This window comes from Nocardia sp. NPDC058497, from assembly GCF_042720195.1.
Classification (GTDB): Bacteria; Actinomycetota; Actinomycetes; order Mycobacteriales; family Mycobacteriaceae; genus Nocardia.
In genome coordinates, this window is record NZ_JBHXMY010000061.1 from 1 (window position 1) to 11,433 (window position 11,433).

Annotated in this window: 11 protein-coding genes; 8 read left to right on the forward strand and 3 right to left on the reverse strand. The window is 69.4% G+C overall.

Features of this window, described 5'->3' with window-relative positions:
* Positions 1-144: 144 nt before the first annotated feature.
* On the reverse strand, positions 145-414 hold the full coding sequence (locus ACFWPJ_RS06985) for a DUF2631 domain-containing protein (protein WP_378848182.1): 270 nt from the start codon (positions 412-414) through the stop codon (positions 145-147).
* Positions 415-509: 95 nt separating this feature from the next.
* Between ACFWPJ_RS06985 and dxr the strand changes: the two genes are divergently transcribed.
* The 5 genes from dxr to ACFWPJ_RS07010 all read left to right on the forward strand — a co-directional run bounded on the left by dxr (position 510) and on the right by ACFWPJ_RS07010 (position 7,061).
* The gene (dxr, locus tag ACFWPJ_RS06990) at positions 510-1,691 is read left to right on the forward strand and encodes a 1-deoxy-D-xylulose-5-phosphate reductoisomerase (RefSeq protein WP_378848185.1); all 1,182 of its coding nucleotides are present in this window, start codon (positions 510-512) and stop codon (positions 1,689-1,691) included.
* A gap of 27 nt (positions 1,692-1,718) precedes the next feature.
* Positions 1,719-2,915, forward strand: a complete 1,197-nt coding sequence (locus tag ACFWPJ_RS06995; protein WP_378848186.1) for a M50 family metallopeptidase — start codon at positions 1,719-1,721, stop codon at positions 2,913-2,915.
* 115 nt (positions 2,916-3,030) lie between these two features.
* Entirely contained in the window at positions 3,031-4,185 is a 1,155-nt protein-coding gene (gene ispG, locus ACFWPJ_RS07000) for a flavodoxin-dependent (E)-4-hydroxy-3-methylbut-2-enyl-diphosphate synthase (protein WP_378848189.1), read from the forward strand.
* 155 nt (positions 4,186-4,340) lie between these two features.
* Positions 4,341-5,204 (forward strand): GNAT family N-acetyltransferase, encoded by an 864-nt coding sequence (locus tag ACFWPJ_RS07005; protein ID WP_378848190.1) that lies wholly within the window; start codon positions 4,341-4,343, stop codon positions 5,202-5,204.
* Positions 5,205-5,282: 78 nt separating this feature from the next.
* The gene (locus ACFWPJ_RS07010; RefSeq protein WP_378848193.1) at positions 5,283-7,061 is read left to right on the forward strand and encodes a penicillin-binding transpeptidase domain-containing protein; all 1,779 of its coding nucleotides are present in this window, start codon (positions 5,283-5,285) and stop codon (positions 7,059-7,061) included.
* Here the strand turns inward: ACFWPJ_RS07010 and ACFWPJ_RS07015 are convergent.
* Both ACFWPJ_RS07015 and ACFWPJ_RS07020 read right to left on the reverse strand, forming a co-directional pair.
* Positions 7,055-7,264, reverse strand: coding sequence for a hypothetical protein (locus tag ACFWPJ_RS07015; protein WP_378848196.1), 210 nt, complete (start codon positions 7,262-7,264; stop codon positions 7,055-7,057). The genes ACFWPJ_RS07010 and ACFWPJ_RS07015 overlap by 7 nt on opposite strands.
* 267 nt (positions 7,265-7,531) lie before the next feature.
* Positions 7,532-8,029: a peroxynitrite isomerase gene (locus ACFWPJ_RS07020; RefSeq protein WP_378848197.1), complete on the reverse strand. Its 498-nt coding sequence runs from the start codon at positions 8,027-8,029 to the stop codon at positions 7,532-7,534.
* A gap of 113 nt (positions 8,030-8,142) precedes the next feature.
* Here ACFWPJ_RS07020 and ACFWPJ_RS07025 point away from each other — a divergent pair, with 113 nt between their 5' ends.
* From ACFWPJ_RS07025 to ACFWPJ_RS07035, 3 genes are all read left to right on the forward strand, one after another.
* Entirely contained in the window at positions 8,143-9,489 is a 1,347-nt protein-coding gene (locus tag ACFWPJ_RS07025; protein WP_378848199.1) for a TIGR03118 family protein, read from the forward strand.
* 347 nt (positions 9,490-9,836) lie between these two features.
* Positions 9,837-10,280 (forward strand): hypothetical protein, encoded by a 444-nt coding sequence (locus ACFWPJ_RS07030; RefSeq protein ID WP_378848202.1) that lies wholly within the window; start codon positions 9,837-9,839, stop codon positions 10,278-10,280.
* A gap of 52 nt (positions 10,281-10,332) precedes the next feature.
* Positions 10,333-11,238 carry a thioesterase domain-containing protein gene (locus ACFWPJ_RS07035; protein ID WP_378848204.1) on the forward strand — a complete coding sequence of 302 codons (906 nt, stop codon included), beginning with the start codon at positions 10,333-10,335 and terminating at the stop codon, positions 11,236-11,238.
* Positions 11,239-11,433 lie beyond the last annotated feature (195 nt).

Below are 11,433 nucleotides of genomic sequence, written 5' to 3' on the forward strand. Positions count from 1 at the left end.
GTGTGCGTCACCCCCCCCGCCCCCCGCCGCGCCGCCGCGGGCGCCGCGGCGCGCGCGGGGGGGGGGGGGGCGCGGGCCGCCCCCACATACCCGCGTGGGGGCAAAGGAGTTGGCGGCCGCAGGCGGAGGATTCGTGCCGAAGTGCTACCGCGGGACGCGCCGGGTGAGCGAGTCGACGACCATGATCGCCGCGAGCAGACCGGCCAGGCCGATGAGGAAGATGTCCTCCACGTGGCCCTGGTGGTTGCCGATGGTCATGCCGAGCAGGGCCACGACGACGACCCAGCCCGCGATGCGGAAGGTCTTGCGCGACTCACCGCTCCAGCCCCATGCGGCCGAGGGCACCTCGGCGGGGTCGACGCTGGTGGCGACGGCGCGCTCGGTGCTGGCTTTTTCGAGGTCCGTGGCGGCCACGATCGCTCCTTAGGGCTCGAGTTCTGGTTGGGCGAGTGGTCATATCGTGGCATACGACCGTCCGTCGTAGCCAGCAGCCCTGCCACAATGGGGCCGTGTCCCACCCAGCAACGCGTGCCGCACAAGGCCGCTCCACGTCCGCCGACCGGGTGAAGGTGCTGCTCCTCGGCAGTACCGGTTCGATCGGTACCCAGGCGCTCGAGGTGATCGCCGCCAACCCCGACCGCTTCGAGGTGGTCGGCCTCGCCGCACGCGGTGGCAACACCGCCCTGCTCGCCGAGCAGATGGCGGCCACCGGCACCCGCAATGTCGCCGTCGCCGACCCCGCTGCCGCGCAGGCGCTCGACCTCGAGCTCGGCGGCCCCGAGGCCGCGACCGAACTCGTGCGCCGCACCGACGCCGATGTCGTGCTCAATGCCCTGGTGGGCTCGCTGGGTCTCGGCCCGACTCTGGCCACCCTGGAGGCGGGTACCCGGCTCGCGCTGGCCAACAAGGAATCGCTCGTCGCCGGCGGTTCCCTGGTGACCCGCGCGGCCGCGCCCGGCCAGATCGTCCCGGTCGATTCCGAACACTCCGCCCTCGCGCAATGTCTGCGCGGTGGCCGGGCCGAGGAAGTGGCGCGCCTGGTCCTGACCGCTTCGGGCGGCCCGTTCCGCGGCTGGACCGCCGAGATGCTCGAATCGGTGAACCCCGCCGAGGCCAAGACCCACCCGACCTGGTCGATGGGCCCGATGAACACCCTGAACTCGGCGTCACTGGTGAACAAGGGCCTCGAGCTGATCGAGACCCACCTGCTCTTCGGCGTCCCCTACGACCGCATCGACGTCACTGTGCACCCCCAGTCGATCGTGCACTCGATGGTCACCTTCAACGACGGCTCCACCCTCGCCCAGGCCAGCCCGCCGGACATGAAACTGCCCATCGCCCTGGCGCTGGGCTGGCCCGACCGGGTCCCCGGCGCGGCCGCCGCGTGCGACTTCGGCACCGCGTCGACCTGGACGTTCGAACCGGTCGACGACAAGGTCTTCCCCGCCGTGCGCCTGGCCAGACAGGCGGGCGAGGCGGGCGGCAGCGTCACCGCCGTCTACAACGCGGCCAACGAGGTAGCGGTGCAAGCCTTCCTCGACGGCAAGATCAGCTTCCCCGCGATCGTGCGCACCGTCACACAGGCGGTAGAGGCCGCCGATCGCTGGCAGGCGGAACCCGATACCCTGGACGACGTCCTCGCGGCCGACCGCTGGGCACGGCAGTACGCCACGGAAATCATCGCGTCCTGACACGACGCGAATCGACACAGGAGCCAGATGGTATTCGCGCTGGGGTTCGCGCTGTTCGCCCTCGGTATCACGATCTCGATCGCGCTGCACGAGTGCGGGCACATGTGGGCGGCGCAGGCCACCGGCATGAAGGTGCGCCGCTACTTCATCGGTTTCGGACCCAAGGTGTTCTCGTTCCGCCGTGGTGAGACCGAGTACGGCCTCAAGGCACTGCCGCTCGGCGGCTTCTGCGACATCGCGGGCATGACCGCGCTCGACGAGCTCGAGCCCGAAGAGGTCGACCGGGCGATGTACCGGCAGTCGACCTGGAAGCGCCTGTTCGTGATGTTCGGCGGAATCGGGATGAACTTCCTGCTCGGCTTCGTGCTGCTGGTCGCCCTGGCGATCGGCTGGGGCCTGCCGCAGCTCGAGCAGCCGCCCGCGACCTCGCTCGGCTCGATGAGCTGCGTCGCCCAGCAGAACCCCGACCAGACGCTGCAGCCGTGCGTCGGCGCCGGTCCGGCGCAGCGGGCCGGCCTGCAGCGCGGTGACGTGGTGACCGCCGTGAACGGTGTGCCGGTGACGACCTGGGTGCAGTTCCAGGCCGAGACCCAGAAGCAGACCGGCACCTTCACCTACACGATCCAGCGCGAGGGCAAGACGCTGACGGTGCCGGTGACCCCGGAGCGCACGATGCGGTACCCGAAGGAGGGGCCGAGCCGCGAGGTGAGCGCGGTCGGTGTCGGCCCGGACTTCGCGGAGCCGCAGCAATACGGCCCGATCGCCGCGATCCCGGCGACCATCTCGTTCACCGGTGACTTCTTCGTCGAGACGGTGAAGTCGCTGGCGAAGATGCCGCAGAAGGTGTCGGCGCTGTGGGAGGCGGTCACCGGCGGCGAGCGCGACCCGGAGACCCCGGTCAGCGTCTACGGCGCCAGCCGCATCGGTGGCGAGACCGCCGAGCGTGGCCTGTGGGGCATGTTCATCCTGGTCCTGGCCAGCCTGAACTTCTTCCTCGGCGCGTTCAACCTGCTGCCCTTGCTCCCGCTGGACGGCGGGCACATCGCGGTCGTGCTCTACGAGAAGGCCAGGGACATCATCCGGTCGTGGCGCGGCAAGGCCCCTGCCGGTCCGGTGGACTATCTGAAACTGCTCCCCGTGACGTATGTGGCGGTGGTGATCGGTGGTGCGTTCATGCTGCTGACCTTGGCCGCCGACATCGTCAACCCGATCCGCCTACCCTGACCCGCGTCCGCCCACTGTCGTGCCCCTCACAGGGCGCCGCGGGCACCGGCGCGACTAAGCTCGGCAACAACAATCCCGGTCGAATCGACACACGTACGAAAGAAGGCAGCCGAACGTGACCAGCACAATCGGATTGGGGATGCCCGCCGCTCCCGCTGCTGTTCTCGCACCGCGGCGCAAGACCCGCCAGCTCAAGGTGGGCAATGTCGGCGTCGGCAGTGACTCGCCGATTTCGGTGCAGTCGATGACCACCACCAGGACCCACGACATCAACGCGACGCTGCAGCAGATCGCCGAGCTGACCGCGTCGGGCTGCGACATCGTCCGGGTGGCGTGTCCGCGCCAGGAGGACGCCGACGCGCTCGCCACCATCGCGAAGAAGTCGCAGATCCCGGTGATCGCCGACATCCACTTCCAGCCGCGCTACATCTTCGCCGCGATCGACGCCGGGTGCGCCGCGGTCCGGGTGAACCCGGGCAACATCAAGGAGTTCGACGGGCGCGTCGGCGAGGTCGCCAAGGCCGCGGGCGCCGCCGGCATCCCGATCCGCATCGGCGTCAACGCCGGTTCGCTGGACAAGCGGATGCTGGAGAAGTACGGCAAGGCCACCCCGGAAGCGCTGGTCGAGTCGGCGCTGTGGGAAGCGAGCCTGTTCGAGGCCCACGGCTTCGGCGACATCAAGATCTCGGTCAAGCACAACGACCCGGTGATCATGGTCGAGGCCTACCGTCAGCTGGCCGCGCAGAGCGACTACCCGCTGCACCTCGGCGTCACCGAGGCCGGCCCGGCGTTCCAGGGCACGATCAAGTCTGCGGTGGCCTTCGGCGCGCTGCTCAGCGAGGGCATCGGTGACACGATCCGGGTCTCGCTGTCGGCGCCGCCCGCCGAGGAGGTCAAGGTCGGTGGCCAGATCCTGCAGTCGCTGAACCTGCGCCCGCGCAAGCTCGAGATCGTGTCGTGCCCGTCGTGCGGTCGCGCGCAGGTCGACGTCTACACCCTCGCCGACGCGGTCGCCGCGGGCTTGGACGGGCTCGAGGTGCCGTTGCGCGTCGCGGTGATGGGCTGCGTCGTGAACGGCCCCGGCGAGGCCCGTGAGGCCGATCTGGGTGTCGCCTCGGGCAACGGCAAGGGCCAGATCTTCGTCAAGGGCGAGGTCATCAAGACCGTGCCGGAAGCCCAGATCGTGGAGACGCTGATCGAAGAGGCGCTGGGCCTCGCCGAGGAGATGGGGGAGCCGCCCGGCGCCGAGCCGGTCGTCACCGTCGGGTGAGACGGCGGGCCGGAGGCGGTAGCGCAGCGTCACCACGCAGGCCCTCGCGATCCCGGCCATTCGACGCTGCCGGCTGACCTTCCGCGCTTTCACGGTCGGGCGTCGGATTCCGCGGACCCGTACCGCTCGGCGTGCTTTCGTGGCAGGCTGGTGCCGTGCGGAGTCTGCTGGAGCCGACGCGACGGTCCAAAACCGCGCCAGCGCGCCCGGTGTCCGTCCGAGATCTGGCCGAGGTGCTGCGTGTCCTGGACGCAGACCCGGTGGCTTCCTGCATGATCGCCGCCAGGGTTCAGGAGTTCGGTCTCGACGCGCGCTCCGGTCTCGGCGAGTTGTGGAGCCGCGGCGGGCCCGCGGATTCGCTGTGCTTCTCCGGCGCGAACCTGATGCCGCTGCGCGGTGACCAGCAGGCCCTGCGCGCGTTCGCCGACCGCGCGGCGCGCTGGCCACGGGTGTGTTCCTCGGTGGTCGGCAGGCAGGAACTCGCGCTGCCGCTGTGGGAATTGCTGCTGCCCAAGTGGGGGCCCGCCCGGGATCTGCGCGCCGATCAGCCACTCCTCGCGCTCGCCTCGCCCGCGCTGGCCCGGCCCGACGGCGGCGTGCGCCGCGTCAGGCCCGACGAGATCGATCGCTATCTCACCGCCGCGATCGCGATGTTCATCGAAGAGGTCGGTGTCGACCCGCGCGCGGGCGACGGTGGCCGTGGCTACCGGCGACGGATCAAGAGCCTGATCGAATCAGGAAGGGCCTGGGCGCGTTTCGAGGACGGCGTGGTCGTCTACAAGGCGGAGATCGGTGCGCTGTCGCGCCGGACCGGCCAGATCCAGGGCGTGTGGGTGCATCCCGAGTTCCGTGGCTCCGGCGTCGGCACGGCGGGCACGGCCACCGTCGCGAATGCTGTTGTCGCGACGGGACGTACGGCCAGTCTGTATGTCAACGACTACAACCAGATCGCCCGACGTGCCTACAGCCGTGTGGGTTTCCGCCAGATCGCCACCTTCGCCACGGTGCTCGTCGACTGAATCCAGGCGCGTGTACGGCGCCGTCATCCAGGGTTTGCTGCCCGGTCGCCGCTACGATCGGTGCCGATGAGGACACGGATGGTAACCACGTTCGCGGTGGCCGCCCTCGCGGTGGCGGCGACCGCCTGCTCCTCCGGCCCGCAGGGACCGGTGCCCGCCGCCGACGCCTTCGCCGAGGCGTTCGCCGATCGCGATCTCACCGCGGCCGCCGCGCTGACCAGCTCGCCCGAGAAGGCAACGGCCGCACTGACTTCGACGTGGCAGGCGCTGCAGGCCGAGAAACTGGAGATCAGGACCGGCGACGCCCGCGTCAGCGGTGACACCGCCACGGTCGACTACACCTACGCCTGGACCCTGCCCAAGGGCCGCCAGTGGACCTATACCGGCGAACTGCAGATGGGCCGCAGCGGTGGCCGCTGGCTGGTCCGCTGGACCTCGGCCGACATCCACCCCAGACTCGGCGACACCCAGACACTGGAACTGCGCACCGCGCCTGCGCCGCGCGCGCGGGTCAACGAATCGGCGGGCAGCGATGTCCTGGTGCCGGGCAAGGTGTCCCGCGTTCGCTTCGACGTGGCGAAGGCCACCGATCCGGACCGGGTGGCGGGGGCGCTCGCCGCGGCGTTGAGCCGGATCGATCCGGTCGCCTATACCCCGCAGGCGATCCTGACCGCCGCGCGCAAGGCCGATGGTCCGTACTCGGTGATCCTACTCACCGAGTACGAGGCCGAGACCATCGGCGGTGAACTGATCGGCCTGCCCGGGGTCACCCTGACCCAGGAGTGGGACATGGTGCCCACCGACCGCAAGTTCGCACCCGACCTGCTGACCCAGGTCCGCAAGACGGTGATCGCCGAGGTCGACGGCAAGGCGGGCTGGAGCGTGGTCACCCGCAATGCCAACGGCGCCGATCTCGGTGTGCTGCACGAGGTTCCGGCCCAGCCCGCCCCCTCGTTCGCGCTGAGCATCGACCGGTTCGTGCAGAACTCCGCCCAGCACGCGGTCGACCTGCGCACCGAGCAGACCATGATGGTGGTGATCCGCCCGTCGACCGGTGCGATCCTCGCGGTCGCCCAGAACAAGCACGCCGACCGGGACGGCCCGGTGGCGACGAGCGGTCAGTACCCGCCCGGCTCGATCTTCAAGACGGTGACGGCCTCGGCCGCGATGGCGGCGGGCATCGCCACGCCGGACACCGTGCTGGCGTGCCCGAGCCACACCACCATCGGCGAGCGCACGATCCCCAACTACAACCTCTTCTCCGTCGGCGAGGTGCCGATGGCGACCGCCTACGAACGGTCCTGCAACACCACCTTCGCGCGGCTGGCGAGCAGGCTCGACAGCACCGCGCTCACCGAGGCCGCTGCCCGCCTCGGCATCGGCCAGGACTACAAGGTGGAGGGGCTGCCGACTATGTCGGGCTCGGTGCCACCCGCGGAGGATCTCGTGCAGCGCGCCGAGGACGGCATCGGCCAGGGCCGGGTGGTGGTGAGCCCGTTCGGGATGGCGGTGATGGCGGCGACGGTCGCGCACGGATCGGCCCCGGTGCCGTATCTGATCGCGGGCCGGCCGACCGAGATCACCGGTGACCGGCCCGCGATCGACCAGACCGTCGTGGACGGCCTGCGCTCGATGATGCGCATGGTGGTCACCGGCGGCACCGCCGAGCGGATCAGGGATCAGGGCGAGGTGTATGGCAAGACAGGCGAAGCCGAGGTCGAGGGCGGGTCGCACTCGTGGTTCGTCGGCTACCGCGGGGACATGGCGTTCGCGACGCTGCTGGTCAAGGGTGGCAGCTCCGACAATGCCGTCGCCGTCACGCGGGACATGTTCGCCGCGCTGCCGCCTGGTTACTGAGCGGGGGTTTCGGTCGCCAGCAGGCCCCGCACCACCGCGAGGGAACTGCTCTCGGAATGGGATGTCGCCATGTTGTGCGAGACGTTGTAGCTCGCGGCGGGTTCGGGTGCGGCGTTGGTGCCCGCCCCCTCGAGAAGGTCGATGGCGGCCGCGCCGCCCAGAATCATTCCGGCAGTGGTCAAGATCAGGGTGGAACGCCTCATGGTCCGTCTCCCTCGTTCAGGGTTTCGACGTGCTTTCCCGGGCAGCCTTTCGATTGTCTGGCGGTTAGCTGTTGGTTGAACCGTAGAACGGTGATCACAGCGGCAACAGGCGGCGGCAGCAAGCGACACCTAATTGTTGCGTTATGTGCGGGCGTGTTCGAACACAACCGCTATGCGACCGTGATGAAACGGTGAATGATCGGTATCGATCGCGCGAACGCGCAGTTCAGCGGCCGTGTCTGGGTAATATTTCGAATTCGGCGGCGGTCATGCGCGTTGCAGAGTTGCGGCCAGATGGTGTTGCAGGGACTCGCCGACGGCGGCCATTCGCAGCGTGTAGTCGATGGTGTCGCCGGTCACGTGGAATGAGCGGCCGAGGGCGGTAACCGATTTCGCCGATCCGGAGCGGCCGATATTCGTCGAGTTCAATTCGAGGCGAATTCCGTCGACGGTTTCGGTGATCGTGCCCTCGCTGATCTCGGTGATCCCGGTGGGGTGGGCCAGCATCAGCTCCACCCGGCCGGGTGCGGGACAGCGCAGGTAGCCGGTCTCGGCGTGCATCGGCCTGCCGTCGGCCGCCGACTTGGTTCGCTGCCGGTAGGTGAGGAACGGCTTGCCGAGATGCCCGAAGGTGATCTCCTCGACATAGTCGAACGATTCGATGGTCGGGTACTCGCCGTGGCCGCGGCCACGCCAGCTGCCGAGCAGCGGTGCCAGGGCGGCGATGTCGGGGTGCGGGGCGACGGGGGCAGAGGATTCGACCACGGGCGACAGCGTAGACCTGCCACGGGTGCGACGGTCACGGCACGCCGACGCCGCCGTCAGGCTAAGGTCAGCCTCGCCTGAAACGCCGTCCGGCGGAGGCGAAAGGAAAGAACGTGAACGGACATGTGAGGGGTACCCGCGGGGTACGGTCCGGGCTGGTGCGCGGTGTGGTTCTCGGTGCGGCCCTGCTGCTCGCCGCGGCGTGCTCGAGCAACGAGCCCGCGGGCGACGATGTCGCCCCGCTCGACGGCAACCGGTACAGCCAGACCAACCTGGCGGCCAACAAGGACTCCTACCACGCCCAGTTCACTTTCCCTGACCTGGTCAACGCCTGGGGCCTGGCCGATCGCCCCAAGGGCGCCGGCGGTCACTTCTGGGTCGGCGCGGGCGGCAAGTCGTTCCAGTTCGTCGGTGACGTGCACGCCTCGTCGGATCCGAAGCTGCAGAAGCTGTTCCAGGACCAGCTCGAGCTCGTCGGCGTGCCCGGCGCCGACGCCGACACCTCCGACAAGAGCGCGGGCAAGACCACCGGCGTTGTCTTCAACCCGGCGCCGATCACCTCCGACCTGTTCGCCGTGCGCGACCAGTGGGTCGACGTCGACGGCATGCCGATCCCGCTCGGCGGCTCCTCGCGCTTCATCTTCGCCACCGACTCCGGCAAGCTCTCGGCCTGGACCGAGCAGGCGCCCGACGGCGCGATCGTGCGCCGCGACGGCGGCGCCAACCAGGTCTTCGACGGATCGGCGCAGGGCATGGCATTCTTCGGCATCGCGCTCGCCCCCTCCGGTGACAAGCTGCTCGCCGCCGACTTCGGCACCGACCCGCAGGTCCGCACCTTCGACAAGTTCTGGCAGCCGGTGGCGTCCACCGGCTTCGCCAACCCGTTCGCCACCGGCGACGTGATCGACCCGGCCACCCCCGAGAAGGGCAAGAAGGTCAAGCCGGGCGACCCGGCGCCGTTCAACATCACCACCCTGGGCAGCCGGGTGTTCGTCTCCTACGCGGTGACCAAGCCGGACGAGAAGGATCCGGCGAAGTTCGACAAGGCCGAAGAGGACGCCCTCGACGCCGAGGCCGACAAGACGTCGAACGGCAAGCCGGACAAGGGCAAGGTCGCCGAATTCGACGCCGCGGGCAAGCTGGTGCGGATCATCGACGACGGCGGCAGGCTCAACGCGCCATGGGGCGTCGCGATCGCGCCGTCGAACTTCGGTGCGCTCTCGGGCAAGCTGCTGATCGGCAACTTCGGCGGCCTGGGCCGCGTGCTGGCCTACGACGACACCACCGGCACCTTCGTCGACTACCTGCGCGACGGTGAGGCGAAGCCGGTCGAGATCGCCGGGCTGTGGGCGCTGATGTTCGGCAACGGCGAGAGCCTGGGCGATGCGAACGCGCTGTACTTCACGGCGGGCCCCGAGGACGAAAAAGACGGCCTCTTCGGCAGCCTCCGCGTGCAGTAACCGCCTCTCCGGGACTTCAGGCCAGACTTAGGTGCGTGGTCGACGGGGTGGGCGGCCGGCGGAATGTGTTGTGGTTCAGGTAGCCCGTGCCCGGTGAGTTACCCATGTGCTTGCGAGATCAGGCGGGGCGGACAATTCGAGTGTCCGTGGGTGATCGCTTCCGTCCTGGCCTGTCGTGCGGGACAGTTGGGGGCGGGATGATTGCCGGGTGTGCGGGATCCGTGCGGCGGTGTTTTCGTTCCGCCGCATGCGATGGCGCTCCTACCGGGGTGTCGTGGCCGATCCGGAGGTATGCCAGATGAAGGTTTCGCGCGGTGACGTCGTCGGTTCGGCGGGGGAGCGGTGAGATGCGGCAGTCGGCTCGGGGGGCGATGCTGCCCGGTCGCGATGGGCTGCTCGCGGCGTTTCGTGGTTTGCCCCACGATGACCATCCGATCCTCGACGCGGCAGGCGAGCTGGCCCAGCTGCACGAAATGCGGGAGCGGACACCGCTGAGCGAGTCGGCCCCGATCGACCGCCGCAGGGCGCAGCTCATGCGGGCGATCGATCGCTGGGTGATCCTGGCCGCGCCGGTGCCGTTCGCCGCGGCCGACGAGCACTGCGAAACTCTGGGCGGACTGGTCGACCGGCTGGCCAGGCACAGCACCCAGGTGTTCGTCGGGCTGGCAGGTGCGCCCGACTCGGTCTACTACGACGAATGGGTCCGGCTCGACGATCTCGCCGACAGCTATCAGCGTCTCGTCGACGATCTGTGGGCAGGAGTGCGCTACCTGCCCGCGCACACCTACTGATGCCCCCGAAACTCTTGGGCCGGTGGAGGTTTCGTACGACGTATCATCGGTCGTGAGCATTCACGCTGATTCGTCCGGCACCGGGCCCGGCCCCGCCTGCGCGTGGTCGCCGGATCGGCCCGATTCCTGCCTGGCGGTAGCCGCCGTCGACGGCGGGCGCGCCGGGTCGTCGGCCCTGGCGGTCGTGTTGCCGATTCGTCCGCGCACCGCGTCCACCGACGGCGCCCCGCTGTTCTGGGTGGCCGGTGAAGCGGGACTGGCCTGGAATTACGCCGGTCTGGTCGCGCACATCGATCCCCGCGTCCCGATCTACGGGCTGCAGGCGGTCGATGGCCCGGCCCCGCGCACGATCCGCGAATACGCCGTCCGCTATGTCGCCGAGATCCGCCGGATCGCCCCGCGCGGTCCCTACCAACTGCTCGGCTCGTCGGTGGGCGGTTTCGTCGCTCACGAGATCGCGGTGCTACTGCGAGCCGCTGGTGACCACGTCCGGGTCGTACTGCTCGACGCCGATCCCGGCGCACACAGAGCCGTTCCACCGCAACGGCTCTCGGCCGGGGAATACGTGGCCCGATTCGGCCCGCTGCTCGGTGTCGAGACCGACACGGCCCAGCTCACCGCCGACGAGACCGCCGCGGTCGTCGTCGCAGCACTCGCCGGAACCTTGGAACTCACCGGCGCCGACCTGGACCGGCTCGCCGACGCGGCGGACACGGCAGCGCGGATGGTGGCAGGCCATCGCCCCTCGCTCATGACCGGCGACCTGACGGTGTGCGTCGCAGACCGCGCCTCCGGCGCACACCGACTGGATCCGGAAGAAGCGGTGCGGAACTGGAAACCCCACGTCGAAGGCACGATCACCGGCTATGTGCTAGACGCCGCACCTGACGAGCTGACGGCACCCGAGTCCCTACCCGAGATTGCCCATGTTCTCGACACAACCCGTCGACGTCGGTAGCTGGGCGCGACCGCCGCGCTCCGCCGTGAGCGGATTCCGGCAGGACTGCCACTACTGCGCAGGATCGATGCGCGCCCCCATTTCGTAGCGCGCTTTGTGGATCAGAACGGCCGATTCGCGGGGGGGGTGGCGCCACACCCCCCCCTTTTGGGAAAATTAGCAGACAAGGCGGGTGAGACAGTGTGCCACCGACAC